The sequence below is a fragment of the Promicromonospora sp. NPDC050262 genome, from assembly GCF_040655935.1.
GTDB lineage: Bacteria > Actinomycetota > Actinomycetes > Actinomycetales > Cellulomonadaceae > Promicromonospora.
This window is the reverse complement of the sequence record NZ_JBFAKX010000011.1, coordinates 200,049-225,319: the sequence shown is the minus strand read 5'-3', so window position 1 is coordinate 225,319 and position 25,271 is coordinate 200,049. Positions and strand designations below refer to the sequence as shown.

General features: G+C 73.2%; 27 protein-coding genes. 13 read left to right on the top strand and 14 right to left on the bottom strand.

All coding sequences use genetic code 11. The features are described 5' to 3' along the window. Positions 1-39: 39 nt before the first annotated feature. Both AB0I29_RS18035 and AB0I29_RS18030 read left to right on the top strand, forming a co-directional pair. Positions 40-933 carry a hypothetical protein gene (locus AB0I29_RS18035; RefSeq protein WP_285101675.1) on the top strand — a complete coding sequence of 298 codons (894 nt, stop codon included), beginning with the start codon at positions 40-42 and terminating at the stop codon, positions 931-933. 139 nt (positions 934-1,072) lie between these two features. Beyond that, positions 1,073-2,134 carry a S8 family serine peptidase gene (locus AB0I29_RS18030; protein WP_357483893.1) on the top strand — a complete coding sequence of 354 codons (1,062 nt, stop codon included), beginning with the start codon at positions 1,073-1,075 and terminating at the stop codon, positions 2,132-2,134. 129 nt (positions 2,135-2,263) lie between these two features. Here AB0I29_RS18030 and AB0I29_RS18025 read toward each other — a convergent pair whose 3' ends face one another. The 4 genes from AB0I29_RS18025 to AB0I29_RS18010 form a co-directional block, all read right to left on the bottom strand. Next, positions 2,264-2,914, bottom strand: a complete 651-nt coding sequence (locus AB0I29_RS18025) for an NlpC/P60 family protein (protein WP_285101677.1) — start codon at positions 2,912-2,914, stop codon at positions 2,264-2,266. A 346-nt stretch (positions 2,915-3,260) separates the two neighbouring features. Further along, positions 3,261-3,746 carry an SRPBCC family protein gene (locus tag AB0I29_RS18020; RefSeq protein ID WP_357483890.1) on the bottom strand — a complete coding sequence of 162 codons (486 nt, stop codon included), beginning with the start codon at positions 3,744-3,746 and terminating at the stop codon, positions 3,261-3,263. Positions 3,747-3,824: 78 nt separating this feature from the next. Further along, a complete protein-coding gene (locus tag AB0I29_RS18015; protein ID WP_357483887.1) occupies positions 3,825-4,976 on the bottom strand; it encodes a PASTA domain-containing protein in 1,152 nt (383 codons plus the stop codon). Continuing rightward, positions 4,973-5,599 (bottom strand): SigE family RNA polymerase sigma factor, encoded by a 627-nt coding sequence (locus AB0I29_RS18010; protein WP_357483884.1) that lies wholly within the window; start codon positions 5,597-5,599, stop codon positions 4,973-4,975. Before AB0I29_RS18010 ends, AB0I29_RS18015 begins: the two co-directional genes overlap by 4 nt. An 80-nt stretch (positions 5,600-5,679) precedes the next feature. Here AB0I29_RS18010 and AB0I29_RS18005 point away from each other — a divergent pair, with 80 nt between their 5' ends. Both AB0I29_RS18005 and AB0I29_RS18000 read left to right on the top strand, forming a co-directional pair. Beyond that, positions 5,680-6,789 (top strand): crosslink repair DNA glycosylase YcaQ family protein, encoded by a 1,110-nt coding sequence (locus AB0I29_RS18005; RefSeq protein ID WP_357483881.1) that lies wholly within the window; start codon positions 5,680-5,682, stop codon positions 6,787-6,789. Positions 6,790-6,896: 107 nt separating this feature from the next. Further along, complete coding sequence (locus tag AB0I29_RS18000; protein ID WP_285101682.1) at positions 6,897-8,168, top strand: cytochrome P450; 1,272 nt, start codon at positions 6,897-6,899, stop codon at positions 8,166-8,168. 54 nt (positions 8,169-8,222) lie between these two features. Here AB0I29_RS18000 and AB0I29_RS17995 read toward each other — a convergent pair whose 3' ends face one another. Further along, a complete protein-coding gene (locus AB0I29_RS17995) occupies positions 8,223-9,413 on the bottom strand; it encodes a cytochrome P450 (RefSeq protein ID WP_357483878.1) in 1,191 nt (396 codons plus the stop codon). Between the two features lie 131 nt (positions 9,414-9,544). Here AB0I29_RS17995 and AB0I29_RS17990 point away from each other — a divergent pair, with 131 nt between their 5' ends. Beyond that, positions 9,545-10,060 carry a GNAT family N-acetyltransferase gene (locus tag AB0I29_RS17990; RefSeq protein WP_285101684.1) on the top strand — a complete coding sequence of 172 codons (516 nt, stop codon included), beginning with the start codon at positions 9,545-9,547 and terminating at the stop codon, positions 10,058-10,060. A gap of 21 nt (positions 10,061-10,081) precedes the next feature. Here AB0I29_RS17990 and AB0I29_RS17985 read toward each other — a convergent pair whose 3' ends face one another. Both AB0I29_RS17985 and AB0I29_RS17980 read right to left on the bottom strand, forming a co-directional pair. Next, positions 10,082-10,849, bottom strand: coding sequence for a GH25 family lysozyme (locus AB0I29_RS17985; RefSeq protein WP_357483874.1), 768 nt, complete (start codon positions 10,847-10,849; stop codon positions 10,082-10,084). 65 nt (positions 10,850-10,914) lie between these two features. Beyond that, positions 10,915-11,433 carry a DinB family protein gene (locus tag AB0I29_RS17980; RefSeq protein ID WP_357483871.1) on the bottom strand — a complete coding sequence of 173 codons (519 nt, stop codon included), beginning with the start codon at positions 11,431-11,433 and terminating at the stop codon, positions 10,915-10,917. Positions 11,434-11,524: 91 nt separating this feature from the next. Here AB0I29_RS17980 and AB0I29_RS17975 point away from each other — a divergent pair, with 91 nt between their 5' ends. After that, the gene (locus AB0I29_RS17975; protein ID WP_285101687.1) at positions 11,525-11,782 is read left to right on the top strand and encodes a hypothetical protein; all 258 of its coding nucleotides are present in this window, start codon (positions 11,525-11,527) and stop codon (positions 11,780-11,782) included. A gap of 96 nt (positions 11,783-11,878) precedes the next feature. On the opposite strand, the gene AB0I29_RS17970 is transcribed toward AB0I29_RS17975, so the two are convergent. The 5 genes from AB0I29_RS17970 to AB0I29_RS17950 form a co-directional block, all read right to left on the bottom strand. Then, positions 11,879-12,385, bottom strand: a complete 507-nt coding sequence (locus tag AB0I29_RS17970) for an FBP domain-containing protein (protein ID WP_285101688.1) — start codon at positions 12,383-12,385, stop codon at positions 11,879-11,881. Positions 12,386-12,810: 425 nt separating this feature from the next. Continuing rightward, the gene (locus tag AB0I29_RS17965; protein WP_357483867.1) at positions 12,811-13,629 is read right to left on the bottom strand and encodes a MerR family transcriptional regulator; all 819 of its coding nucleotides are present in this window, start codon (positions 13,627-13,629) and stop codon (positions 12,811-12,813) included. Between the two features lie 22 nt (positions 13,630-13,651). Further along, the gene (locus AB0I29_RS17960; protein WP_357483864.1) at positions 13,652-14,158 is read right to left on the bottom strand and encodes a VOC family protein; all 507 of its coding nucleotides are present in this window, start codon (positions 14,156-14,158) and stop codon (positions 13,652-13,654) included. 43 nt (positions 14,159-14,201) lie between these two features. Continuing rightward, positions 14,202-14,564 carry a DUF3817 domain-containing protein gene (locus AB0I29_RS17955; RefSeq protein ID WP_357483861.1) on the bottom strand — a complete coding sequence of 121 codons (363 nt, stop codon included), beginning with the start codon at positions 14,562-14,564 and terminating at the stop codon, positions 14,202-14,204. Positions 14,565-14,628: 64 nt separating this feature from the next. Beyond that, positions 14,629-15,558, bottom strand: coding sequence for a DMT family transporter (locus tag AB0I29_RS17950; protein WP_357483858.1), 930 nt, complete (start codon positions 15,556-15,558; stop codon positions 14,629-14,631). On the opposite strand from AB0I29_RS17950, the gene AB0I29_RS17945 reads away from it, so the two are divergent. Next, positions 15,557-16,969, top strand: coding sequence for a PLP-dependent aminotransferase family protein (locus AB0I29_RS17945; RefSeq protein WP_357483855.1), 1,413 nt, complete (start codon positions 15,557-15,559; stop codon positions 16,967-16,969). The two genes, AB0I29_RS17950 and AB0I29_RS17945, sit on opposite strands and share 2 nt — an antisense overlap. A gap of 8 nt (positions 16,970-16,977) precedes the next feature. On the opposite strand, the gene AB0I29_RS17940 is transcribed toward AB0I29_RS17945, so the two are convergent. After that, positions 16,978-17,307 (bottom strand): TfoX/Sxy family protein, encoded by a 330-nt coding sequence (locus tag AB0I29_RS17940; protein ID WP_357483852.1) that lies wholly within the window; start codon positions 17,305-17,307, stop codon positions 16,978-16,980. 10 nt (positions 17,308-17,317) lie between these two features. Beyond that, positions 17,318-17,809 (bottom strand): nitroreductase family deazaflavin-dependent oxidoreductase, encoded by a 492-nt coding sequence (locus AB0I29_RS17935; protein ID WP_285101695.1) that lies wholly within the window; start codon positions 17,807-17,809, stop codon positions 17,318-17,320. 103 nt (positions 17,810-17,912) lie between these two features. Between AB0I29_RS17935 and AB0I29_RS17930 the strand changes: the two genes are divergently transcribed. From AB0I29_RS17930 to AB0I29_RS17905, 6 genes are all read left to right on the top strand, one after another. Further along, entirely contained in the window at positions 17,913-20,891 is a 2,979-nt protein-coding gene (locus AB0I29_RS17930; RefSeq protein ID WP_357483847.1) for a glycoside hydrolase family 2 TIM barrel-domain containing protein, read from the top strand. Between the two features lie 143 nt (positions 20,892-21,034). Continuing rightward, entirely contained in the window at positions 21,035-22,150 is a 1,116-nt protein-coding gene (locus tag AB0I29_RS17925) for a mannonate dehydratase (RefSeq protein ID WP_285101923.1), read from the top strand. Positions 22,151-22,189: 39 nt separating this feature from the next. Beyond that, positions 22,190-23,323 carry an RDD family protein gene (locus tag AB0I29_RS17920; protein WP_357483844.1) on the top strand — a complete coding sequence of 378 codons (1,134 nt, stop codon included), beginning with the start codon at positions 22,190-22,192 and terminating at the stop codon, positions 23,321-23,323. A 24-nt stretch (positions 23,324-23,347) separates the two neighbouring features. Further along, positions 23,348-23,971: a GNAT family N-acetyltransferase gene (locus tag AB0I29_RS17915; protein ID WP_357483840.1), complete on the top strand. Its 624-nt coding sequence runs from the start codon at positions 23,348-23,350 to the stop codon at positions 23,969-23,971. Positions 23,972-24,031: 60 nt separating this feature from the next. Further along, the gene (locus AB0I29_RS17910) at positions 24,032-24,643 is read left to right on the top strand and encodes a DinB family protein (protein ID WP_285101699.1); all 612 of its coding nucleotides are present in this window, start codon (positions 24,032-24,034) and stop codon (positions 24,641-24,643) included. 185 nt (positions 24,644-24,828) lie between these two features. Further along, positions 24,829-25,245, top strand: coding sequence for a VOC family protein (locus tag AB0I29_RS17905; RefSeq protein WP_357483836.1), 417 nt, complete (start codon positions 24,829-24,831; stop codon positions 25,243-25,245). Positions 25,246-25,271: the final 26 nt, after the last annotated feature.

Below are 25,271 nucleotides of genomic sequence, written 5' to 3'. Positions count from 1 at the left end.
GTTATGACCGACATCACACATCCGCTACCGTTCGGCGGCATGGGCGAATCGCACTCCCGTATCTCCGCCTGGTGGGTGTTTCCCATCAGTGCGATCGTCTGGTGGATCTGCGGATTCCTGCCCTGGCTCGCGCAGCTGTCGTACCAGGTCACCGGCATCGCGGACGCTTCTGACGCCGCCCAGGCGGGCATCCTGCCGCTGCCCTTCACGGCCGACGGTGCGGTGGTCGGCCTCGTCGTCATGGCGCTGCTCGGTGGCGTGCTCGCCGGGACCACCGCCCGCCTTGCCGCCTCGGCCGGGGCGGGCGCCGCCGCCGCGATCGGCGGCACCCTGCTCGCGATGGCCGGAGCAGGTGGCGCCTCCTGGTGGCTCGCGGCCCGCGAGACGGTCCCGGGTGACGCCATGCCGCTCGGCATGCTCGTGGTGACCTGCGCCGCCGGGATCGTCGGCCTCGCGGCCGGGCTCCTGGCGGGCCTCGGGCCGGCCGCTCTGCGCGGTGTCGCCCTCGCCCTGCCGGTGGTGCTCCTCGACGGCTGGTTCTGGGGCTTCGTGCCCGGCAACGCGGTGTCCCCGACGGGCACGTGGTGGGTGCTCGCCCTGGCGCTCGGTATCGCGTTCGGCCTCACCGTGGACAGCAAGCCGATGGAGCTGCTCGGCTGGCTGCCCGCCGCCGGCGCCGTGTGGGTGCTGCAGGCGGCCGGACCCGCCCTGCTGGCGGTGCAGGAGAACATCTGGCCGGGCTCGGCGCTCACCGAGGACCCGATGTCCGCCGTGGCCCTCGCCGCGGGCAAGATCGCCTCCGCCGCGATCGTTCCCGACGGGCACCAGCTCGGGGCCTGGGTGGTCGCCCTGCTGCTCGGTGCGGCCATCGCCGCGCTCCGGCTGTCCAGGGAAGCCGATGACGAGAGCGAGCTCTCCGAGGCCTGGGCCTGACATCCCGCGCCCTTACTGATTGCGATTGTGTAAATTTCACCCCCAACCGGGCGTGAGGCCTGTTCGGCGTCGACTCGGTCGTCCTAGGTTTGCCCCAGTTCAGGGGTAATCAGCCCCTGTGCGAATAATGGGGGCATATATGAACAGGAAGTCACTTGTCGGCGCCGCCACCTCCGCGGCGCTCGTCGTGGCGACGCTGGTCGCGGTCGCGCCGGGCGCGCAGGCCGCGACCAGCGATCCCCTCCGGGACAGGCAGTGGGGCCTGGACCAGATCAACGCCGAGGCGGCCTGGCCGGCCAGCACCGGCGAGGGCGTGGTGGTGGCCGTGGTCGACACAGGAGTCGACTTCGACCAGCCCGACCTGGCGGGGCAGCTCCTGCCGGGCGCCACCTTCACGGGCTGCGCGGACGTCCGTCCGTGCGGCGAAGGGGACTTCAGGGGGCCCGACGGCACCAACGACGGCGACGAGCACGGGACGCACGTGGCAGGCATCGTCGCTGCCGCGACGGACAACGGCATCGGCGTCGCGGGCGTGGCGCCGGACGCCAGGATCCTCCCGGTCAAGGTGCTCGAGGCCGGGTCGGGCTCGTCGCAGGACATCGCGGACGGCATCCGCTGGGCGGCCGACCACGGTGCCGACGTCATCAACCTCTCCCTGGGCTCCGGCCTGGGTGGGCAGCTGCTGACGATCATCGGCGTCGACACCCTGATGCGGGATGCCATCGCGTACGCGCGTGAGCGCGGTGTGCTCACGGTGGCGGCGGCCGGCAACTCGTCGACCCCGCTCTGCAGCGACCCGGCGTTCACCAGCGTCGCGATCTGCGTCGGGGCCACCGACTCGGCCGGGCTCCACTCCTACTACTCGGAGCTGCCGGTCAAGCTGGACCTGAAGAGCGTCTCGGCGCCCGGCGGGTCGGGCGGGCTGACCGGCTGCGACGGCGACGTCTGGTCGACGGTTCCCGTGGGCACGGGTTCCGACACCTGCTCGGGCGGCAGCTACGACTCCTACGCGGGCACGTCGATGGCGACGCCGCACGTGGCCGGGGTCGCGGCGCTCCTGTTCGCGCAGGGGCGCTCGGTCGACGACGTGGAGAGTGCCATCCTCCGCACGGCTCACGACCCGCTGCTGGGTCTCACGGGGCTGTGGACGCCGCTGTACGGGTACGGCGTCGTCGACGCGGCCGCGGCGGTCGCGTACTGACGCCGCTCGCGGAGTGGCGCCGCTCGCGTACCGACGTCGGTCGCGACCGCCGGGACGAGCGCGAAGGAGCACCGCGGCGCGCGCCGCGGTGCTCCTTCGCTCTGGTTGTTGACGGGTTGCCGGTGCGGATCAGTACGGGCGGATGTAGACCGCGTAGTCCTGCCACTGCTCGGTGTAGCGCACAGGACTTCCGTAGTTGGCGGCCTCGACCACCATGCCGCCGCCGGCGTAGAGGGACACGTGCCCCTGGGTCCACACGATGTCGCCCGGGATCGGCGACGACACCTGGTACCCGGTGGCCACCATCGACGACGACGAGTGGGGCAGCTCGACGCCGAGCTGCGCGTACACGTACTTGACCAGGCCCGAGCAGTCGAACCCGGTGGCGGGCGAGCTGCCGCCGTACGCGTAGGCGATGCCGATGTACTGCATCGCGATCGAGACGGCCTGGGCTCCGATGGAACCGTCGGACGCGTAGTCCGGGGTGGCCGGCTCGGCTTCGGCGGCCGCGGTTGTCGCGGTCACCTGCTCTGTGGTGGTCTCCACGACCGGCTCCGGCTCGGGCTCGGGAGCGGGGGTGACCTTGACGGCCTTGCTCTCGATGTTGAGCCTCGCGTCGTTCGCGACCTGCACCGCTGGTGCCGTCGCGACGTCCTTGGCCAGTCGGTTCGAACCGTCTCCCGCGATCGCGTGTGCGCTGGGTGCGAACGCCGTGGCGAGAAGTCCGGATGATGCCGCGATCACTGCGCCGGAACGTGCTGCGGTGCGTGTCACGGACATGAAGTGAGTGCTAGGAGCGTGATCGGCGCGGTGTCGACCGCGTCGGACGGTGGTACTCACCGAAGTTCTCCAGTCGCCGGTTGCGCGGGCCCGTACCGGTCTGGGGAATGGGGCCCGCGGCTGTGCCTCCGGTGGCGCAGCGAAACCGACGCTACATACGGGTATCGACCTTGTCTCGATCAGATAACAGTTGTCGTGAAGTATCGGACTGTCCGAAACGCGCGTAACTTTTCGACCAGATGCCTTTTCCCAGCGTAAGGGTTGTTTTTAACGCCGAAATGCGGTCCTGACGGGTATGAGGAAACAGCGGGGGAAATGTTGCGACACGCCGCTCTCCGGCGGCGTGTCAGCCCTTGTCCCGCACCCGGAGCTCCGCCTCGGCCTTGAGGTCGGCCAGCAGGGTGTCGGCCAGCTCGCGGGCTCTCGGACCCCCTGCCAGGTCGGTCAGCCCGGCCAGCATCCCGCTCCGGGCCACGGCCGTCGTGACCTCGCACGCGCCGCCACCGTGCGGCCCGCCACCGCCGTCCGGCCCGACGCCGCGCAGCGGCGTGATCCGGTGCGCGATCCCGGTCCGGACACCGGGGGTGGAGCTGCTCGACCAGGAGAAGCCCTGTCCCTCGGCGAGGCCGTCCACCTCCCAGGTCGCGGTCGGCAGACCCGGCTGGTCGATCTCGACCCGGGAGCCCACGACGAGCGCCGTCTCCGGGCCGAGCAGCGTCACGCGGCTCATGGCGGTGGTCCACGCGGGCATGCGCTCGACGTCGGACAGGATCTGCCAGACGACGTCGGCGGGCGCCTCGATCCTGGCGCCGGCGCGATAGGCGTGAGCCACGGGCCCCAGGCTACGCCGGGCTCGGGAGCATCCGGCGCAGCCCGGGGCCCGTGGCGGGACCTTCGGGTGAGGGGCGGGTCAGGGGCCGGTGGAGAGCTCGACCGTGACCGGGGCACCCCAGCTGACGAGCGCACTCCCCGCGGGGTCGGACGAGATGACTGTCCCCTCGGGGACAGTGTCGGACGCAGCTTCCTCGAAGGTGCATGCCAGGTGCTTCTGCAGGCAGGCCACCTCGGCGTCCTCACGGGTCATCGCGGTGAGGTCGGGAACCTCGATGACGCCGTCCGCGATCTCGTCGGGGAGGTCGGTGAACTCCGTCGTGAGGTAGATGTCCGTACCGTGCTTCGTGTCCTGCGTCTCGAGTGGTCGGTTCCGCAGCTCGTCGTAGATCACGGTCCGCATCCTGTCGTCGTCGGCGTACTGGTAGGTCGCCGCCGTGCCTCGGCGGCCCTCCGAGTCACGGGCGTCCTGCTCGACCTCGACGCCGGACAGGCTCGTGAGCAGCTCCCACGCCGCGGACCGCAGCTCCGGATCCGCCGGTGCCTGGGTGGCCAGGCGTGCCGCGGCGTCGCGCACCGCTTCCTCGGTCCAGCTGGCAGGCGCATCCGCGTCGTCGTAGTTGTCCACGAGGGCCTCGTGCAGGGGTTCCGGCTCGGTCGGCAACGCGGCCATGTCCGCCCACGTGTAGCTGAGGAGATGCCCCTCGAGGTTGATGTGGTCGCCGAGGGCCATCAGCGCGGGTCCGCCGGCGGTCAGCTCGAAGCTCACGCCCTCGCCGTACCAGCTCTCGCTGCCGAGGTCGCTGCCCAGCGGTGCCTCGGGCCCGGACTCGCCGCCCGTCTGGCTCGGTGTGCCCCGGGTCACGACGTGGAAATACGTCGCCTCCCGCCATCCGTCCGGCGGTATGACGGGCTCCATGGCCGGGTAGCTGGGTGTCTCGGGCAGGGGGTCCCCCTCGCTCGACGTCAGGGGTGGCCCGGTCGGGCTCGGCGACGGCTCGACCGGCATCGTCGTCGAACCTCCCGGCACGACCGTGGTGGGCTCCAGCGTGGTGGCCGCCCAGGCCCCGCCCCCGAGGGCCAGGCCGAGGGCCAGGGTGACGCCGCCCGCCCGGGCGGCCCGCCGCCGTCGTGCGGCGGGGACGACGCGCGTGACGTCGACGTCGATCCTCGGTGCGACCCGGGTGACCTGGGCGCGCAGGGACTCGGCGAACTGCTCGTCGGGGTTCATGACCCGCTCCTCTCGTTGTCGGTGGGCCGATCGGTCGCGTCGAAGCCCTGCAAGATCTCGCGCAGGCGCACGATGCCGCGGGACGCGGTGGACTTCACGGTCCCGACCGTGACGCCGAGCGCGTCGGCGACCTCACGCTCGGGGAGGCCCTCGAGGTGCCGGAGCACGACGATCCGGCGCTGCCTGGTGGGGAGCAGCCGGAGCGCACGGACCAGGCGGTCCCGCTCGGCGTGCAGGTCGGCGGTGTTCCCGGCGCCGTCCGGCCGGTCGGGCACGGCGTCGGAAGCCATGAGGACCTCCCGGCGCCGGCGCCGCCAGCCGTCGATCCGCAGGTTCGCCAGCACGCGCCGCGCATAGGCGAGCGGCTCGCCCTGACGGGCCTTCGGCCAGGCCAGGTACGTCTTCATCAGGGCCTGCTGCACCAGCTCCTCGGCCTGGTGCGTGTCCCCGCACAGCAACCAGGCGGTGCGGGCGAGGGCGGGGGCGGACCGCGCCATGAAGGAGGCGAACTCGGCCTCCTTGTCGCGCGCCACCGTGATGTCGACCGCGGCGCCGCCGTCTGCGGCGTCGGCGGCGTGGACCGGGTCGGGGCTCGAGCGCCCCGCGACCATTGGCATGCTCATGTCTCCTTCACGGTTCGGCACGGCGAAAGGTTGAGCGGGGCGCGCGGGTGGCTGTCGGTGTGCTTCCGTATCCTCGCGGCATGGCCACCCACCGGCTCACCGTGCAGCAGGCGCGCCGCATCGCGCTCCGCGCCCAGCTCCTCGACGCCCACCGGCCCGTCGACCTGGTGCACCTCGTGGAAGACCTCACGTTCCTCGCGGTGGACCCGACGTCGGCGGTCGCCCCGGCCGTGGACCTCGTCGCCTGGTCGCGGCTCGGGAACGAGTACTGGGTGGGCGCGGTCGACGACGCGATCACGGACCGCATGCTGTTCCAGCTCCGCGGCACCGTGCGGTCGATGGGCGACCTGCCGCTGTACCTGGAACAGATGGAGCAGTGGCCGCAGAACGAGACCATGCGGCAGTGGCTCGCCGACAACGCGGAGTTCGAGCGTGAGGTGCTGGCGCTGGTCGAGGCGGAGGGGCCGGTGCTGGCCAAGGACGTGCCCGACACGGCCCGGGTCCCGTTCACCTGGGGTGCCGAGGGGTGGAGCAGCCGGCGCAGCGTGGCCGAGATGCTCGAGGCGCTGAACATGCAGGGCAAGCTCGCGATGGTGGGGCGCAAGGGCCGCCAGCGGCTGTGGGATCTCGCCGGCCGGGTCTATCCGCAGGTCGAGGCGGTGCCGCTCGCGGACGCGCTGCGCGAGCGGGTGGACCGGAGGCTGGCCGCGGAGGGCATCGCGCGCAAGCGGGCGCAGGGCCGCTCGGGCGACGGCGCGTGGTGGGTCGACCTGCCGGGCGAGGTGGTCGAGGTCGACGGCGTCGACGGCGAGTGGCGGGTGGACCCGGAGCTGCTGGACCACGTGGACGACGAGTTCGAGCCGCGCACCGCCCTGCTGTCCCCGTTCGACGCGATCGCCGCCGACCGCGCCCGGCTGCTCGACCTGTTCGGCTACGAGTACACGCTGGAGATGTACAAGCCGAAGGGGAAGCGGCGCTGGGGGTACTTCGCGCTGCCGATCCTGCACGGCGAGCGGTTCGTGGGAAAGCTCGACGCGAAGGCCGACCGCAAGGAGGGCGTGCTGAACGTCTTCGCGGTGCACGAGGACCTGCCGTTCGACGGGGCCACGATGGACGCGGTGCACGCCGAGATCGAGCACCTCGCGACGTGGCTCGGGCTGGGTCGGGTCGACTACGCCAGATCCGCCTAGCGGCACGCGCGGACCGTCCGGGGCGGATTCGGCAGGAGGAAAAACCACCCGCGCGGGCACCCGGCTGGACCTTCCGGACGGCCGGTGCCTGTGGTCGGATGGCGGCCATGACACAGCGGACAATTCGGTACGAGACCGACTCGTTGACGAGTCTGACGGGGCTGGTGTCCCTGACGGCGTTGACCAGCAGCCCGGACCCGCAGGCGGCGTACGACGCGCTGCGGGCGCGCTGGGGTGCCGTCGCTCCGGTCGAGATCGAGGCCGGGGTGCCCGCGTGGCTGGTCATGGGCCACCAGGAGAGCTGCCACGTGATGCGCTCCGAGGCCGCCTTCGCCAAGGACCCGCGCACCTGGCGGTGGAACTACGAGGGCCTGCTGCCGCCCGGCACGGCGATCGCGACGTTCGCGCCGGCCGACCCTCGGCCGTCGTCCTTCCACCACGACGGCGAGGAGCGCCGCCGGCTGCGCAAGCCGCTGGACGACGCCCTGGAGGCGCTCGACGAGCGGACGGTCCGGGACAGCATCACCGACCTGTGCCGGCGGATCATCGACCGGATGGGCCCGAGCGGCACCACCGACCTGGTCCGGGCGTTCTGTCAGCCCATGGGCTTCCTCGCGATGACGACGCTGCTCGGGTTCGACCTCGAGACCGGCGCGCAGCTCATGGCCGACTCCGCCAAGGTGGTGGTGGCCGACGGCGACGAGGTGGCCGCCGCGCAGGCCCGGGTCGCGGGCACGATCCTGCAGCACATCCAGCAGCGCAGGCAGGACGGCGGGCAGGACCTGATCTCCTTCCTCGCGGTCCACCAGAACTTCGCGCACGACGGCGAGATCGCCTCGACGGCCGTGGTCCCGATGCACGCCGCCGCGATCTTCCTCACCGCGTGGATCACCCAGACGCTGCACCTGCGGCTGTCCGACCGGCAGCTCGCCTCCCGGGTGACCGGCGGCCGGGTCGGGCTGGACGACGCCCTCGACGAGGTGCTGTGGCGCCAGTCCCCGATCGCGCAGTCCCCGGCGCTGCGGTTCGCGCGCAACGACGTCGAGCTGGGCGGCCGGCTGATCAACAAGGGTGACGCCCTGGTCCTGTCGATCGCCGCCGCGAACGGCGACCCGGCCGTGCACACCAGCGACCCGTGGGACGAGGTGGGCAACCGCGCCCACCTGTCCTGGGGCACCGGACCGCACGCGTGCCCGGCGCCGCGTCAGGCCCGCCTGATCGCGCGCATCGCGGTGGACCAGCTCCTGCGGCACATGGACGTGCAGCTGCACGTGCCGGAGGAGGGCCTGCCCTGGGCGCACTCGCCCTGGGTGCGGCACCCCGAGCGGATGCCCGTGACCTACCGGCGGGCCCCGGCGTTCGGCGACATCAACGCGTGACGGCAGGCCAGGCGTCAGGTCCGACGCCCGGCCGCCCGTCAGGCCAGGCGTGCGTCAGGACAGGCGCGCCGGCAGCCGGGCCGGGCCGTTCGCCACGAAGCCGGGCACCTGCCCGTGGTCGCCGTCCGGCTCGACGAGCCGGAGGTCGGGGAAGCGCTCGAACAGCGCCGGGAGCGCGATCTCTGCCTCCAGCCGCGCCAGCGGCTCGCCGGGGCAGTGGTGGGCGCCGCCGCCGAACGCGAGGTGCGTCCGGTCCGCCCGCGCGGGGTCGAACACCGTGGGCTCCTGGTGCACGGCGGGGTCCCGGCCCGGGGCGCCGAACGCCGCGATGATCGGGTCGCCCTTGCGGATCTGCACGCCGCCGAGCTCCAGGTCCTCGACCGCGAAGCGCAGCGGGATGTAGACCACCGGCGGCGCGACCCGGAGGGTCTCGTCGACCACGGCCGACCAGGAGACCTCGCCCGCGCGGGCCGCGGCCAGCACACGGGGGTGGGTCAGCAGCAGGCGGGTGGCCGAGGCCAGCAGGTTCACGGTGGTCTCGTGGCCGGCGATCAGCATCAGCCGCACGGTCGAGACCGCCTCATCGTCCGTGAGCGCCTCGGCGACCGTGCTGGTCAGGTCCTCGCCGGGTGCCTCGCGCTTGGCCTGGACCAGCCCCGCGATGAGCTTGCCCAGCTCGATCTGGGTCGCCAGGGCCTCGGCCGCCGTCGTGCTCGTGTCCATCAGGGTGTCGGCGCACCGGCGCATGTCACCGCGCACCTCCGCGGGCACCCCGATCAGGTCGCAGATCACCTCGATCGGGATTGGGTAGGCGAACAGCTCGCGCAGGTCCACCACCCCGCCGTCGGCGCCCGCCACGGCGAGCCGGTCGAGCGTCGCGGCGGTCGCCGCCTCGACCTTCGGCCGCATCTCCCGGGTGCGCCGCGCGGTGAAGGCGCGTGCCACCGACTTGCGCAGCCGGCGGTGCTCGTCCCCGTAGGAGTTGAACATCGACTTGCTCGTGACCCACGTGTACAGCGGCCACTGCGGGGTGATCTCGCCGTCGGCGAGAGCGGTCCAGTGCTGATGGGAGTCCTTGGAGATCCGCGGGTCGACCAGCATGGGGCGGAGCAGCGCCACGTCGGTCACCGTCCACGCCTCCACACCGCCGGGCAGCACGACGCGTGCGACCGGGCCCGTCGCGCGCAGGCGAGCGGCCTCTTCGAGCACGGCGCCGCCGGCGGGGTCAAGTACCACGGTCTCCACGAGCACTCCTCAAGATCAGGTCCAGGAACGGTGGCCTCAGTCTTTTCCGAGATGCCCGCTTTGTCCATACCGGAAGTGGTTGAATATTTCAGTAGCATCGGTTGCTACGAAATCGGACTATCATCCGCGACGTGACATCACAGATGATGGTTGACCTCGTTCCGGTGGGCGAGGACGTGCTCGAAGACCTGCTCGCCCTGGCCGTGGCCGAGGCTCAGCCCGGCGAGGTGATGCCGCCCGCCTCCGGTGAGTCCGCCCACGAGGCGCGCACCACGTGGACCGAGCTGCGCAAGGGCGCGTTCCGCGACTACCACCGGCGGTGCCGGCTCAGCCGGACCGCTCCCGTCCCCGAGGTCACCTGGGCGGTCAAGGCCCGGGGCCGGATCGTCGGGGCGGCTCGTCTCGCCCTGGTCGACGGCGACCCGGGCGCGCGCGAGGTCGGACTCTGGCTCGGCGAGTCGTACCGCGGGCACGGCATCTCTGGTGAGGTGGCCTACTGGGCGCTCGCGGCGGCGCGGACCATGGACGCCCGGCGGCTGGTGGCGCGCACGGTGGCGAGCGCGCGGGCGCGGCGGTCGCTGGAGCGCATCGGCTTCGAGGTGGTCGAGCACGACGGCGGCCTGGTCGGCACCATCACGCTGCCCTGACCGTCACCCGGGGGAGGGTGGTCACGGCAGCGTGAGGTCTGCCAGCTCGTCGCGCGTGCCCGCGAAGACGTTGAGGTCGATGTACGGCTCCTCGCCGTCGTACCCGGGCAGCCGGTCGCGGTTCGAGTACTGCCAGACGGTCCAGTCGCGGCCGTCGGACAGCCGGGGCGTCCACGCGACCGACCGGATCCAGACCGGCAGGTCGGGGTAGCGGTCCGCGAGGTAGAGGTCGTACGCCTCCTCGGTCGCGTACACGATCGGCGGCACGCCGTAGTGCTCCTCGATGCCCGCGACCAGGGGATCGAGGATCGCGCGCACCCGCTCCGGCGCCGGCGGGTCGTCGAAGTAGGCGCCGTAGAACTCGAGGTCGACGACGGGTGGGAGCGTGCCCGGGGTCGCGGGTACCGCGCTCGCGAGGTGCGCGGCCTGCTCCGCCCCCGGGCTCTCGAAGCTCATGAAGTGGTAGGCGCCCACGAGCAGGTCCGTCCGGGTCGCGGCCGCCCAGTTCTCCGCGAACCGGGGGTCGGTGTGCGACGCGCCCTCGGTGGCCTTGATCCACGCGAAGTCGAGGTCCTGCGCGGCGAGCACGTCCCAGTCGATCTCGCCCTGGTAGTGCGAGACGTCCACGCCCCGCACCTCGTAGGCCGCGGCCGGGATCCGGTTGGGCCAGGCGGTCCCGGTCGCCACGAGCACGCCGAGGACGGCGACGACGGCCACCCCGGCCGCCGTCGTCCACAGGGCTGTGCGCAGTGCTGACCTGGACGGACGGCGTTCGGCGGGGATGCGCATGTCCGGAGGCTAGTCGCGGGATGCGTGCGCCACGGCGAACATCCGTGCAGGTCGTGTGCGGGCGGCTACTCGCCCGTCGCGCCACCCGCGATCTCGGCGGCGATGTCCAGGTGCCCCGCGTGGCGGGCGTACTCCTGCAGCACGTGGAAGCAGATCCAGGCGAGCGTGGGCGGGTCCTCGGTGAACCGGCCGCCGAGCGCCCCGTGCTCCGCGAGGTCGTGGGAGGCGAGCACCTCGCGCGTCGCCTCGCCCCCGGCGTGCAGCGCGGTGAGGAGCTCGTCCGGGCCCACGCCGTCGGGCACCGCCCACGGTCCGTGCGGGTCCTGGCCCGCGTGGTCGCCCCAGGGCCGGTCCACCTGCTCGCCCAGAAAACCCCACCGGAACCAGCGGCGCTCCATGTGCACCAGGTGGATCAGGAGCTCGAGCGGCGACCAGCCGGACGGCAGCCGGGAGGTGCGCAGGTCGGCGTCGGACAGGCCGCGCACCTTCCGGTCCACGGCCTGCCGGTAGTAGTCCAGGTAGGCGGTGAACAGGACCGGGGTGTCGGCGGAGTCGAGGCGGGGCTCGCGGTCGGAGAGGGGCACGTGGCGAGGTTACGTCGCCACGCCGGCAGACAGCTCCGAAGGAAGTTGCCGAAGTGCTGTGACATCGGCCGGGTTGCCGCGTCTGTAGGGCATGACCGCGACGAAGAGCAGGACCTACGGACTGGCCTCGAACCCCTCGGAGTGGGCCGCGCACCGCCGCGCCGTCGTCTTCTCCGTGCACCGGATGTTCCCCGGGGTGGACGCCGAGCGGGCGGCGACCGAGGGCCTGGGCGAGCTGTGCCGCCAGATCGTGATGCGCGGCGCCGTCGACCGGCCCGCCGTCGTGTGGTGCGAGGCCGCGATAGCGGCCGCCGCACGCCTCCGGGCCGAGGACGGCGTGGCGGCGTGAGCCGGCACAGGTGCGCCTGGGTCCGGGCGTCCCGGCAGCAGCACCCGCGGATGTCGGACGCACAGGCCCGCGGGACCTGTGCGCCCGACGCGAAGGTCAGCGCGTACTGCCGACCTCTGCCACGAACCGAGCGGCGCGTTCGCGCAGACCGGCGATGCGGCGGTCGGTGATCAGCTCACGCACGGCCGGGTCGTTGCCGGCCTCGGTGAACGTGGGCGTGCGCCGTACGTTGCGGGAGCAGGCGAACTCGGTGCAGATCAGCGTCCCGATCGTGTTGCCGTTGCGTCCGGACGCGCCGCCGCGGCGGGCGACGTACAGGGAGACGTCCTCGGTGACGACGACGTCCTCGCACCAGGCGCACACGCCCTTGGTGCGCTTGCCGCCCGCCTTGGCGTCGGCGGCGCGCAGCAGCACCCCGGTCGGTACGCCGTCGAGCTCGAGCACCACGTACGCGGACAGCGGCGCCTTGCGGTCGCGCCATCCGAGGTAGTCGAGGCGCTCCCAGTCGAGGGTGTCGAGGTCGGGGAGGGTCGCCTGCGCGGCCTCCCGCTTGCTCGCGTTCTGGAAGGACGCGCGGATCTGCTTCTCGGTCAGGGGGTTCATCAGGTTTCTCGGCTTCCGGTCGTGCGGAGGCCACCGGCCGGCGTTCACGGTCGCGCGAGTGCACGACGGCGCCACGGTCACCGAAGCGGATCGGTCACCGGGCCGGCTGGCGGCAGGGCAGGGGACGATGCCGCGCCCGCCCTCCGACGCCTGGCCGCAGCGCGCACTACCGCGCGAGCGGTCGGTGCGGTACGGCGTAGTGCCAGGTCAGCGAGCTTTAGCGCGGGTCAGGACGCCGCCCGAGCAGGCCGCGACGGCCGCCCCGCATCCCGCGGTGAATACCCGCATCTCTCGCTCCTCGTGGTGTCCGGTGCGCCGGCCGGGCGAGCTCGCCACACAGCCGACCGTTCGATGCTACGACAACGACCCGGTGTGCCACACGTGCTTTTCGACACAGGCCGAGCCGCCAGGGCCCGTGCGCGGGGTCAGGCCCAGGTAGCGGTCGCCGGGTCGACGCCGTGGGCCCGGGCGTTCGCGTCGACCACGTCGCGGAGCCACTCGGCGAGACCCTGCTCGATGCCGTCGTAGAAGGATCGGAATCCCGGGTCCTCGACGTACGAGCGGGCCAGGCAGACCTGCATCGGGTGCGTGCAGTCGAAGTAGGCCCCCATCGAGGCCCGGTGCCGCTCGGCCAGGACGTTCGCCTGTTCGCTCCCGGGCCGGACGCCGCTGCGCACGGCCGCGGCGAGGTCCGCGTGCAGCGCCCCGAGGGCCTCGACGATCAGCCGCCAGTCCTCGGGACCACGCTCGGCCGACCGTTCGGCGTACTGCGCCCACTGCTCGCTGTCGCCCCAGCGTTCCCGTGCCTGAACCGGCCAGGACGGCTGCCAGGCCGCGCCGAAGATCGCCACCTGCTCCTCGGCGGAGAGCAGCACGCCGGACCGGCGCGCCTCGATCATCCGGTCCAGCGCGTCCGCCGACCGCTGCAGGCGCGCGATGTGCTCGCGCACCTCGTCCCGTTGCCGACGCAGGGACTGCTCGGCGTCGTCGGTCGGCGCGTCCAGGAGCGCCGCGATGTCCGCCAGCGGCAGGCCCAGCTCACGGTAGAGGCGCACCCGGTGCAGCCGGGCGACGTCGGCGGCGTCGTAGAGCCGGTGCCCGCCGGTCGTGCGCTGCGACGGGCGGGCGAGTCCCGTCTCGTCCCAGTGGTGCAGCGTCCGCACCGTGACGCCCACGACGGACGCGGCGCCGCCGACGGTCAGCCCGTCCGGCGGCACCGCGTCGGTGGCGCTCGCGTACGTCATCCCGCCCAGTCTCGCAGGCGGATCACACCGCGGGTCCCTCGATCCCCATGTCCCGCAGGTTCTGGGCCACGGCGCTGTCCGGGTCGTACGGCCGGGCGGCCGTCATGACCACCCGCGCGTTCTCGGGCGTGACGACCTCCAGCTCGACCGAGCCCCAGGGCATCGTCCGCGGTCCGGTGGTGCTGCCGGGCAGCACCTCCTCGCAGGCCGCGGCGATCTCCTCGACCTGGTCGAGCACGCACGAGAAGCTCACGCCCAGCGCGGGCGCCTCGCCCGGCCGGCCCGTCGGGACCAGCAGGACGTCCTGGAACGTCCAGCGGCGCAGGTGGACCACCTGGCCGGGGACGGAGAAGAGCTCGAAGAAGCCGAGCCCGCGCACCCAGAAGTCCGTGGACGCGGCCAGGTCGGCGGTGGGCACCGAGACGAACATCGGCATGCCGTAGATGCCGTGGAACGGTTCGGGAGCCCGGGCGTCCGGGCCGGGAACGGGGACGGGGCTGACGTCGAACGCGGGGTAGGTGTTGATCATGACGCCAGGCTGGACCCTCACGCGACGTGAGGTTCAAGTGGCGTCACCGCGTGGGCTGCAGCTCCGCGTCCGGCGTCCGCGCGGCCTCCCGTTCGGCGGGGTCGGCGAGGTGGCCCGTCCGCTTGAGCCACCACTCGGCGAGCAGCGTGGTCAGCGGCGGGACCGCCGAGGCCAGCGCCACGAGCGTCCGGAACCAGCCCCACCGCAGCCGCACGGCCGCGATCAGCGTGACCACGACGAAGAGCACGAACGCCCCGCCGTGCAGGCGGCCGAACAGCCACACCCCGGCCTCGGTCGTCTCGGTGACGTACTTGAGGAACATCCCGACCAGCAGTCCGGCCCAGGTGAACGCCTCGATCCAGGCGACGACGGCGAACAGGCGGCCCAGACGGGACATCGGGGGCATGCGGGATCCTTCCGGAGGAGGGTCGGGGTGTGCGCCCAGTCTGCCCGACGCCGGACGGTGCCCCTCAGCCCGGCTGGCGCAGCCGGGACCGGACGGCCACACCCGCGCAGAGGATCACGGCCGCCCCGCCGAGCGCCGTGGGCCAGCCGATCTGCTCGTGCAGGAGCAGCGCCGCCCAGGCGATCCCCAGTACGGGCTGGACCAGCTGCACCTGGCTGACCTGCGCCATCGGGCCGATCGCGAGGCCGTGGTACCAGGCGACGAAGCCCAGGAACATGCTCACGGCCCCCAGGTAGCCGAACAGCGCCCAGTCGAGCGGCGACCCCGACGGCGGTTGCCGCACCACCGCGACCGTCGTGAGCAGCGCCATCGGCACCGCGGCGAGCACCAGGGCCCAGGAGATCGTCTGCCACGAGCCGAGCTCGCGCGAGAGTAGCCCGCCCTCCGCGTAGCCGAACCCGCACGCGACCACGGCGGCGAGCAGGAGCAGGTCCGACCCGTGCGGACCGCCGAACCCGTCGCCCTGGACCGAGGCGAACGTGATCGCCGCGACCGCGCCCAGGACGGCCATCACCCAGAACGACGCCCGGGGCCGCTCGTGCCCGCGCAGCACCACCAGCACCGCGGTGGCGGCGGGCAGCAGGGCGATCACGACGGCGGCGTGGCCGGCCGACGCGGTGGTCAGCGCGAACGAGGTCAGCACCGGGAAGCCGACGACCACACCGGCCGCGACGACGGCGAGCCGCGCCCACTGGCGCCCGCGGGGCCGGCGCTGTCGGGTGATCACCAGCGCGGCCGACGCCAGCACCGCGGCCACGACCGCGCGCCCGCACGACACGAACAGCGGCGACATGGCGCCGTCGCCGACGACCACGCGGGTGAACGGGAGGGTGAACGAGAAGGCCAGCACCCCGAGGAGCCCCCACCAGAGTCCGGCGCGGGAGGCCGATAGCGGGCGGTCCGTCGTGAGGGTAGCGCTACTGTTGGCTGTCATGTATGACGATAGCAGCGGACGGATCGTCGCCGGCCTGCACGACTGGATCGCGGCGGCGGCCCCCGGCGCGCGGCTGCCGTCCAGCAGGGAGCTCGTGGCCCGCTACGGGGCGAGCCCGGTCACGGTGCAGAAGGCGCTGCGCACCCTGGTGGCGCAGGGCGTGGTGGAGACCAGGCCGGGGATCGGCACGTTCGTCCGGGCCGTGCGCGTGGCCCGCCCCCACGACTTCGGCTGGCAGACGGCGGCGCTCGGCCCCCGCCAGCAGCCCGCCCAGCAGCTGTCCCGGGCCCAGCACACCGTCCCGAACGACGTCATCGCGCTGCACTCGGGATACCCGGACCGCGAGCTGCTGCCTGAGCGTCTGGTCCGCGCCGCCTTCACCCGGGCGGCGCGCAGCGAGGCCGCCGTGACGCGGTCGCCCGCCGCCGGGGTCCCGGAGCTGCAGGCCTGGTTCGCGGCCGAGGTGGGTGCCGCGGCGCCCGTCGGCGTCGCGCCGCCCGCGCCGAGCGACGTCGTCGTCTTCCCCGGCAGCCAGAGCAGCCTCAGCATCACCTTCCGTGCCCTGGTCGGTGAGGGCCGGCCCCTGCTGGTGGAGTCGCCCACCTACTGGGGCGCCCTGCTCGCGGCCGACCAGGTCGGGGTGCGGGTCGTCCCCGTGCCCAGCGGTCCCGAGGGCCCGGACCCGGAGGCGCTCGCGCGCGCGTTCGAGCAGACCGGGGCGCGCGCCCTGTACGCGCAGCCCCACTTCGCCAACCCGAGCGGGGCCCGCTGGACGGCCGCGCTCTCCGACGAGGTGCTCCGGCTCGCGCGGCAGCACGGCGCGTACGTGATCGAGGACGACTGGGCGCACGACTTCGGCATCGCCGAGGACGTGGTGCCGCTCGCGACCCGCGACGACAACGGCCACGTGGTCTACCTGCGTTCCCTGGCCAAGAGCGTCTCGCCGGCGGTGCGGGTCGCGGGGCTCGTCGCCCGGGGACCGGCCCGCGACCGTATCCTCGCCGGCGCCCAGGCCGAGTCCATGTACGTGAGCGGCGTACTGCAGGCCGTCGCGCTCGACGTCGTGACCCAGCCCGCCTGGCGCACCCACCTGCGCGGGCTGCGCCAGCAGCTCGCGGGCCGGCGTGACCTGCTGCTCGGTGCGCTGCGGGAGCACGTCCCGGAGGCGCGCGTCGAGTCGGTGCCCCGGGGCGGCCTGAACCTCTGGGTGCGGTTCCCCGACACGACGGACGTCGCCCGCCTGGTCCGGGACTGCGAGGCGGCGGGCGTGATCATCGCGGCGGGCGACGAGTGGTTCCCGGCCGAGCCGACCGGTGCCTACCTGCGGCTCAACTACTCGGGGCCGAACCCGGGCGCGTTCCCGGAGGGCGCGCGCGTGATCGGCGAGATGCTGGCGCGGCAGCAGGGCTGACGGAAGCGCTACTTGGCCGGCAGCGTCCGGGCCCAGCTCACCCCACGCCGCACCCATGTGCCGAGCTCGGCCTCGGTCGCGACGGCGTCCGCCGGGACGTCCAGCCAGCCCGCCATCACGCGGGCGCCCATCACCGCGCGCTGGGCCGCCGTGGTGCGCGCCAGCTTCTCGGCGTCGTCGGCCCCGACCCGGACCAGCAGCCCGTCGCCGCGTACCGCCACGGCGAGGTTGCCGCCCACCAGGAACGACAGCCCGCCGAACATACGCCGCTCGGACAGCCCGTCCTCGCCGGCCAGGGCGTGCCGGATCTCGTCGGCCAGCTCCAGGTCGTAAGCCATGCCGACGAGGCTACGCCCGGTCCGGCCGCTCCAGCCGGAAGAGGCGTACCACCCGGCCGGAGGCCCGCTCGTACTGGCGGTAGCCCGGCCACTGCCTCTCGATCTGCGCCCAGACCGCGTCGCGCTCGCCGTCCTCCACGAGCGTCGCGCGCACCGGGATGCGGCGGCCGTGCACGCTGATGCTCGCGTCCGGGTGGGCCAGCAGGTTGTACGTCCACGCGGGGTGCCGGCCCTGGGCGAACGCCGAGCCCGCGACGATTCCCCGGCCCCGCCCGTCGGGCGTGTACATGAGGTAGGTGTCGCGCCGCTTGCCCGACCGCGCCCCGGTCGAGTGCAGCACCAGGGACGGCACCAGCAACGCGCTGATCTGCAGCCGGCCGCCGGAGGCCCAGGCGAGCGCGCGCTCGGCGGGCGGCAGCACCACGGGGCCTGCGGCGCGGAAGAGCCGCGTGCGCGTCAGCGGTGCGACGAGGGAGCGGACGGCGTGCAGCAAGCTGGCCATCTGTCCATGATCTGACAACGGGAGGCGGCCGGCAGGACGAGGCGCGGTACCGTCGCGACCGGCGCTCGCTCGCGCTTCCCCACCCGACGCCGCTGGAGGAGTCATGACCATCACCCACGAGTCCGTCGCCACGCCGGACGGTGTCGTCGCACCGCGATTCCGCCCACCGGCCGGCGCCTCCAGCGCCGCCGCCGTCTCGCTCGACGGCGAGTGGCGGTTCCGGTTGTTCCCGCGCCCCGACACAGGCGTGGACCGTGCGGAACCCGGCGACGACTGGGACCGTGTGTCCGTACCCGGGCACTGGCAGCTCGCCGGGGCCCCGGACGCCTGGCCATACGGAACGCCCGCCTACACCAACGTCCTGTTCCCGTTCCCGGTCGAGCCGCCGCACGTGCCGGACGACAACCCGACGGGCGAGTACCGCACCACGCTGCGGCTGCCCGCCGACTGGCCGGACGGCGGCCGCACGCTGCTGCGGTTCGAGGGCGTGGATTCCTGGTTCCAGGTGGCGCTCGACGGCGAGCTGCTCGCCACGTCGCACGGCTCTCGCCTGCCCACGGAGATCGATCTCACGGGTCGGCTGCGGCAGGGCGGCGAGCACCTGCTGGCCGTCCGCGTCACCCAGTGGTCGGCCATGTCGTACATCGAGGACCAGGACCAGTGGTGGCTCTCGGGCATCTTCCGCGGCGTCACGCTGGAGCACCGCCCGGACGGTGCCCTCGACGACATCCGTGTGCACGCGGACTACGACCACGTGACCGGCGTCGGCACGCTGCGCGTGGACGCCGCGACGATCCTGCCCGGCGCGGACGCCGTCGCCGCGCGGGTCGTGGTGCCGGAGCTGGGCGTCGAGGGAGCGGCCGGCGAGGAGCTGCGCGCGGCCGTCGAGCCGTGGAGCGCCGAGCGGCCGCGGCTCTACGACGTCGTCGTCACCACGGACACCGAGACGGTGACGCTCGCCGTCGGCTTCCGCACCATCTCGATCGAGGACGGCGTGTTCCTCGTCAACGGGCGGCCCATCAAGCTCCGTGGCGTCAACCGGCACGAGTTCGACCCGCTGCGCGGGCGCTCGGTGACACCCGAGCGGATGCTCGAGGACGTGCTGCTCATGAAGCGGCACCACATCAACGCCGTCCGGACGAGCCACTACCCGCCGCACCCGCACTTCCTCGACCTGTGCGACCGCCACGGGCTCTACGTCATCGACGAGAACGACCTGGAGACGCACGGGTTCGAGGTCGACGGCTGGGTCGGCAACCCGGTCGACGACCCCGAGTGGACCGAGGTGCTCGTGGACCGGGTGACCCGGATGGTGCGCCGCGACGCCCATCACGCGAGCATCATCATGTGGTCGCTCGGCAACGAGGCCGGGGTCGGCCGCAACCTCGCCGCGATGGCCGGCGCCATCCGCACGCTCGACCCGGCACGTCCCGTCCACTACGAGGGCGACTGGTCGAGCGACCACGTGGACGTGTACTCCCGGATGTACGCCGAGAGCGAGGAGGTCGATCTCATCGGCCAGGGCATCGAGCCGCCGTTCGAGCGCGCCGACGCCGACGTCCGCCGCCGGGCCATGCCGTTCCTCCAGTGCGAGTACGCGCACGCGATGGGCAACGGTCCGGGCGGCCTCGCCGACTACGACGCCCTCTTCGACCGGTACCCGCGCCTGCTCGGCGGCTTCATCTGGGAGTGGATCGACCACGGCCTGACCCGCACCGACGACGACGGTGTCCTGTTCTCGGCGTACGGCGGCGACTTCGGTGAACGTCTCCACGACGGCACGTTCATCGCGGACGGCCTGCTCCTGCCGGACCGCACGCCCTCGCCGGGGCTGCTGGAGACGGCGGCGGTGTTCGCCCCGATCCGCATCGACGCCCGGGACGACGGCTCGCTGCTGGTCCGCAACCGTTATGTCTTCAGGGACACGAGCCACGCGGAGCTCCGTTGGACGCTGCACCGCGGCGACGAGGAGCTCGCGGCCGGGACCCTCGAGCTGGCACTCGACGCCGGTACCGAGGCCGTCGTCCGGCCGCCGGCGGACCTCGCCCTGCCCGAGCCCGGCGACGCGCCGGTCTGGTGGACGTTGCGCGCGGTCCAGGAGAAGCCGGACGCGTTCGAGGACGGGTGGCTGGAGCCTGGCTTCGTGCTCGGCGCGGGTCAGCTCCTCCTCGTGGAGCCTGCGCCGCTCGCGGCTCCGGCCGGCCGGGTCACGGTGGAGGCCGACGGCGGGTTCCGAGCCGGTCCGGCCCGGTTCGACAGCCGGGGTGGCCTCCAGGAGCTCGGCGGCCGTGCGGTGCACGTCTTCCGCGCCGACGCCTGGCGGGCCTCGACTGACAACGACCGCCGCCCCGGCCGAGGGGAGCGGTCCGACGCGCAGGTCTGGCACCGGGCAGGTCTGACCCTGCTCGGTGAGCGCATCGCCGGCGTCGGGGTCACGGACGACGGGACGCTGGAGATCGACGGGCGTGTTGCAGGACCGGCGATCCGTACGGGTCTTGCCACGCGCTACCGCTGGCAGCCGGTGGCCGACGCGCCGGACGCCGTGGATCTGATCCTCGACCTCCGGCCGGAGGGTCCGTCGCCGCAGAGCGTCGCGCGGCTCGGCCTGCTGCTGGCCCTCGACGAGCCGCGGGCAGCGGAGGCCGGCGTGCGCTGGACCGGCCTCGGCCCGGACGAGTCGTACGCGGACTCGAAGGTGGCGGCGCTCGGGGGCGCGTGGGAGCACACGGTCGCCGACTGGCAGACCCGGTACACCCACCCGCAGGAGAACGGCGCCCGGCGCGGCGTCACGAGCGCGGCCGTGTCGTTCGCGGACGGCTCCGGGCTGCGGATCGACTCGGGCGAGGTGACGGTCGGGGGCCGGCCGCAGGTCGGGTTCGAGCTGTCGCTGCGGCCGTGGTCCGACGAGGCGCTCGACCGCGCGGCGCACCCGCACGAGCTCGTGCCGGACGGCCGGCTGTGGCTGCACGTCGACGCCGCCCAGCACGGCGTGGGCAGCGCGGCCTGCGGGCCGGGGGTGCTGCCGAACGCCCAGCTGCACGCCGCACCGGTCCGGATGCGGCTGCGCCTCACGGCTCTCTGAGCCGTCCGGGGCGCCGTCCGGAGGCGCTCCGCGGACCACGCCGCCAACCACTCCGTGAGCATCGTGCCCGCCCCGCCCGCCGGGGCGGGCATGATGTATACAAGAGCGGCTGGACAACGACGACGAGGAGAACCGCTGTGAAGATGGGCTTCCGCTGGTACGGCGAGGGCAACGACACCGTGACCCTGGATCACGTGCGCCAGATCCCTGGCGTGGAGACCATCGTGTGGAGCCTGCACCACAAGCAGGCCGGTGAGGTGTGGGAGCAGGCGGAGATCGACGCCGAGATCGCGAAGATCACGGGCCTGTCCGACGCGGCGCGCGCCCAGGGCATCACGAAGACCTTCGACGCCGAGGTGGTCGAGTCCGTCAACGTGCACGAGTCGATCAAGCTCGGCCGCACCGTGCTCGGGCTGAGCCGCGACGAGGCGATCGAGAACTACATCACGACGATCCGCCGCCTGGGGCAGTCGGGCGTGAAGGTGGTCTGCTACAACTTCATGCCGGTCTTCGACTGGCTGCGCACCGACCTGTGGCACCCGCTGCCCGACGGCTCGACCGCGCTGTTCTACGAGAAGGCCGTGGTCGACAAGATGTCGCCCGAGAGCCTGATCGCCGACATGGAGGCCAACACCCACGGCCTGACCCTCCCGGGCTGGGAGCCCGAGCGGCTGGCGAGCTTCAGCGAGCTCAACGCCGCGTACGAGGGCGTGACGCACGACGACATGTACGCGAACTACAAGTACTTCCTCGACGCGGTGATCCCCACCTGCGAGGAGGTCGACGTGAAGCTCGGCGTGCACCCGGACGACCCGCCCTTCGACGTCTTCGGCTGGCCGCGCGTGGTCTCGACCAAGGAGGGCATCGCGCGCGTGCTCGACCTGAACCCGAGCCCGTACAACGGCCTGACGCTCTGCCTGGGCAGCTTCTCGGCCAACCCGGAGCAGGACCCCGTCGACGCGGTCAAGACGTTCATGGACCGCATCCACTTCTCGCACGTGCGCAACATCAAGCACTTCGACAACGGGGACTTCACCGAGGTGGCGCACCGCGCGTGCGAGGGCAGCGTCGACACCACCGGCATCATGAAGGCGTACGCCGAGGCGAACTACCAGGGCTACATCCGGCCCGACCACGGCCGCCACCTGTGGGACGAGAACACCACGAACAAGCCTCGCCCCGGGTACGGGCTGTACGACCGGGCGCTGGGCATCCAGTACCTCCTCGGCGCCTGGGACGCGTACCGCTACCAGGCGTGATTCCTGGCGGACGGGCACCCGCGCTGCCATGATCCAGGGATGGTGAGCAGCGCGGGGTCCAGGGCCGGCGACGGGTCCGCGTCCGGCGGCGGCGCGTCGCCGGACGCCGCCCCGTCGCGGGTGGCCGTCGCGCCCGACGTCGCGCCTGGGCCGCCGACCGCCGTCGACGGACCGGCGTACGCCTCGTGGGGACAGCGCGTGGTCGCGGCGATCCTCGACGACGCGATCCTGGCCGGTGTCACCTGGCTCGCGCTCGGCGTGGGGTTCGCTCCCGTCACGCTCACACCCGTGCTCGGCGCGGCCGGCACCGAGAGCTGGTCGAGCGGTCCCCTGGTCCTCGTTCCGGTCGCGGCCCTCGTGGCCCTGCTGGTGCTCCAGGCACTGACGGGCTGGACCCCGGGCAAGCTCGTGACCGGCATCAGGGTGGTCCGCGAGGACGACCACCGGCCGGCCGGGCTGTGGCGGACGTCGGCGCGCTGGGTGCTGCACGTGCTCGACGCGATCCTCCTGATCGGCTACCTGCGACCCCTCTGGCACGCGAGGCGGCAGACCTTCGCCGACTCGATCGTGCGGACCGTCGTGGTGCGCGCGGTGCCCGACCTCCCGCGGCGGCCGCGCGTCGCCGTGCACGTGGCGGCGGCAGTCACCTGCGTGCTCGGGATCGGCTACTGCGTGCCGATCAGCAGCGGGAGCGGTGAGAGCCTGGTCGGCGAGCCCCTGTGCGAGCTGGAGCACGCCGGACCAGCCCTGACCGGCGGAGAGATCACGCCGGCCGCGTCCGTGTCGATCAACCGGGACCGCCGGCTGTGGACCGTCCGGGAGACCCGCTCGGTGAGCCCGGGCGCGTCGATCGCGTGGGCCAGCGACCCGTCGGCGCGCGACACCGGGTACCGGGTCGAGCTCGACGTCCGGCCGGGAGCCGGCGAGGAACCGATGGTCTCCCGGTCCTGGGACATCGGCACGGGCAGCGTCGACGCCTGGGAGGACGACGCCGGGTTCACGCACACCCGGACCATCTCGGCGGACGAGGACCGGCACGACGCCGAGGTCAACCTCACCGCACCGGGCTCCGACCTCGACGTCGCCGCCGGCACGTGGTTCGACGTGCGCGTCCTCGCCGACGGCAAGGAGCTCGCGGCGTGCGGCGGCGCGGCGGCCTGGACCGCGCCCTAGCCGGGCGCCCTCTACCCTGGCCGCATGACCGCGACGCAACCGCGTGAGATCGTCGTCCACCCCGCCAACGAGGTGTCGTGGGACGACCTCCAGGCGGTGTTCGGGGAGCGCGGCACCCCGCAGTGGTGCCAGTGCCAGTGGTTCAAGTTCACCAACGCGGAGTTCGACGCCCTCGGCGGCCCGGAACGGCAGCGCGCGCTCGCGGAGCAGACCGGGTGCGGGGACGCGCAGGCGCCGTCGACCACCGGACTCGTCGCCTACCTGGACGGTGAGCCCGTGGGCTGGTGCGCCGTCGAACCGCGGACCGCGTACCCGCGGCTGCGTACGTCCCGCCTGGTCTGGGCCGGCCGGGACGAGGACCGCGACGACGCGACCGTGTGGTCCGTGACCTGCTTCGTCACCCGGAAAGGCCACCGTCGGCAAGGGATCGGGACCGCCCTGGCACGGGCCGCGCTAGGCTTCGCCCGGGACCGCGGCGCGACGGCGGTCGAGGGCTACCCGCTGCTGCCCCGTCCCGACGGGAAGGTGGGGAGCGGCGACCTCTACGTCGGCACCGTCGGCATGTTCGAGGCCGCCGGATTCGTCGAGGTCAGCCGGCCCACGGAGCGGCGGGCCGTGATGCGGGCATCGGCCGGGACCGCGCCCTAGCCGGGCGGCCCGGCGGAAATCCCGTGGCCCGAGGCGCCGGCACGGTCCACCCTGGATCGTATGGAACCCACGGAGCACGACGCCGAAGCGCCTCCAGCGACCCGGTGGACCGGGTCGACCGTCTTCCCCGACATGTGGGTGGACCCCGACGACGACCCCCGCGAGACCGACGTCCCGCCCGGCGACGAGCGCGCCATGCTGCTCGACTACCTCCGCTACTACCGGCTCACCCTGGAGCTCAAGTGCACGGGGCTCGACGCCGAGCAGCTCGCCCGCCGCTCCGCGCCGCCGTCCACCATGTCCCTGCTCGGGCTGGTGCGGCACCTCGCCGACGGGGAACGGCACCTGCGGCGGGTGATGGCCGGCGAGGACGCGCCGCCGCTCTACCGGACCGACGACGACCGCGACGCCGACTGGAACGGCGCCGTCGCGGACCCGGCCGTCGCCCAGGACGCCTGGCGACAGTGGCACACCGAGATGGCGGCCACCGACCGCTACCTCGACACCGTCACCGACCTCGAGAGCTGGAACGTCGGCGCCTCCGACCTCGGGCCCGACGGCGGGGACCTCCAGCTCCGGGACGGCATCGTGTCGCAGATCGTCGAGTACGCGCGGCACTGCGGGCACGCCGACATCCTGCGCGAACGCATCGACGGGCGCGTGGGCCAGTAGGCGCCGTCGGTCCCGACCCGGCGCCCGGTCCGGCTTCCCGCCGCGCCGGCCCGCGGGTGATGTCCGGGCCGACCCCTGTCGGCCGCTTGCGCCCGCGCACCACGGTGGCAGTGTGGAAAGGGTCCGGTGCTCCCGACGGGAACCCGCCGTGCGGTTGCCGGTGATCACGAAGGAGTGAGACAGCCATGGTCAACGTACGAAATGTGTTGCCGACGTTCGCGACGAACGACATCGACGCGGCGCGCGCGTTCTACGCCGACACGCTCGGGCTGAGCGTGTCGACCCTGGACGAGGGGGCCGGCATCGTGCTCGACCTCGGCGACGGCGCCGCCGTCTTCGTCTACCAGAAGGACGACCACGTCCCCGCGCCGTTCACCGTCATGCACCTGACGGTCGACGACGTCGACGAGGTGGTCGACGAGCTCGCCGCCCAGGGCGTGACCTTCCAGCACTACGAGGGTTTCGACCAGGACGAGAAGGGCATCGTGCGCGGGTTCATGGAGGGCGGCGACGGCGCCTGGTTCACCGACCCGGCGGGCAACATCATCGGGCTGGCGGACGGCGGAGGGATGGAGGCCTTCCTCGAAAATCCCGGCGGCTGACCGCCACCTGGGTAGCATCTGGCGCC

Excerpts from the sequence above, each read along its gene's own strand:
- AB0I29_RS18025 (WP_285101677.1), bottom strand. The coding sequence starts at position 2,914 with ATGTCCGTGACACGCACCGCAGCACGTTCCGGCGCAGTGATCGCGGCA.
- AB0I29_RS17945 (WP_357483855.1), top strand. The coding sequence starts at position 15,557 with ATGTATGACGATAGCAGCGGACGGATCGTCGCCGGCCTGCACGACTGG.
- AB0I29_RS18015 (WP_357483887.1), bottom strand. The coding sequence starts at position 4,976 with ATGAACCCCGACGAGCAGTTCGCCGAGTCCCTGCGCGCCCAGGTCACC.
- AB0I29_RS17970 (WP_285101688.1), bottom strand. The coding sequence starts at position 12,385 with ATGAACCCCCTGACCGAGAAGCAGATCCGCGCGTCCTTCCAGAACGCG.
- AB0I29_RS17910 (WP_285101699.1), top strand. The coding sequence starts at position 24,032 with ATGGAACCCACGGAGCACGACGCCGAAGCGCCTCCAGCGACCCGGTGG.
- AB0I29_RS17960 (WP_357483864.1), bottom strand. The coding sequence starts at position 14,158 with ATGATCAACACCTACCCCGCGTTCGACGTCAGCCCCGTCCCCGTTCCC.
- AB0I29_RS17930 (WP_357483847.1), top strand. The coding sequence starts at position 17,913 with ATGACCATCACCCACGAGTCCGTCGCCACGCCGGACGGTGTCGTCGCA.
- AB0I29_RS18000 (WP_285101682.1), top strand. The coding sequence starts at position 6,897 with ATGACACAGCGGACAATTCGGTACGAGACCGACTCGTTGACGAGTCTG.
- AB0I29_RS17950 (WP_357483858.1), bottom strand. The coding sequence starts at position 15,558 with ATGACAGCCAACAGTAGCGCTACCCTCACGACGGACCGCCCGCTATCG.
- AB0I29_RS17955 (WP_357483861.1), bottom strand. The coding sequence starts at position 14,564 with ATGCCCCCGATGTCCCGTCTGGGCCGCCTGTTCGCCGTCGTCGCCTGG.
- AB0I29_RS17975 (WP_285101687.1), top strand. The coding sequence starts at position 11,525 with ATGACCGCGACGAAGAGCAGGACCTACGGACTGGCCTCGAACCCCTCG.
- AB0I29_RS18035 (WP_285101675.1), top strand. The coding sequence starts at position 40 with ATGGGCGAATCGCACTCCCGTATCTCCGCCTGGTGGGTGTTTCCCATC.
- AB0I29_RS17935 (WP_285101695.1), bottom strand. The coding sequence starts at position 17,809 with ATGGCCAGCTTGCTGCACGCCGTCCGCTCCCTCGTCGCACCGCTGACG.
- AB0I29_RS18030 (WP_357483893.1), top strand. The coding sequence starts at position 1,073 with ATGAACAGGAAGTCACTTGTCGGCGCCGCCACCTCCGCGGCGCTCGTC.
- AB0I29_RS17940 (WP_357483852.1), bottom strand. The coding sequence starts at position 17,307 with ATGGCTTACGACCTGGAGCTGGCCGACGAGATCCGGCACGCCCTGGCC.
- AB0I29_RS17915 (WP_357483840.1), top strand. The coding sequence starts at position 23,348 with ATGACCGCGACGCAACCGCGTGAGATCGTCGTCCACCCCGCCAACGAG.
- AB0I29_RS18010 (WP_357483884.1), bottom strand. The coding sequence starts at position 5,599 with ATGAGCATGCCAATGGTCGCGGGGCGCTCGAGCCCCGACCCGGTCCAC.
- AB0I29_RS17985 (WP_357483874.1), bottom strand. The coding sequence starts at position 10,849 with ATGCGCATCCCCGCCGAACGCCGTCCGTCCAGGTCAGCACTGCGCACA.
- AB0I29_RS17965 (WP_357483867.1), bottom strand. The coding sequence starts at position 13,629 with ATGACGTACGCGAGCGCCACCGACGCGGTGCCGCCGGACGGGCTGACC.
- AB0I29_RS18005 (WP_357483881.1), top strand. The coding sequence starts at position 5,680 with ATGGCCACCCACCGGCTCACCGTGCAGCAGGCGCGCCGCATCGCGCTC.
- AB0I29_RS17925 (WP_285101923.1), top strand. The coding sequence starts at position 21,035 with ATGGGCTTCCGCTGGTACGGCGAGGGCAACGACACCGTGACCCTGGAT.
- AB0I29_RS17905 (WP_357483836.1), top strand. The coding sequence starts at position 24,829 with ATGGTCAACGTACGAAATGTGTTGCCGACGTTCGCGACGAACGACATC.
- AB0I29_RS17920 (WP_357483844.1), top strand. The coding sequence starts at position 22,190 with ATGGTGAGCAGCGCGGGGTCCAGGGCCGGCGACGGGTCCGCGTCCGGC.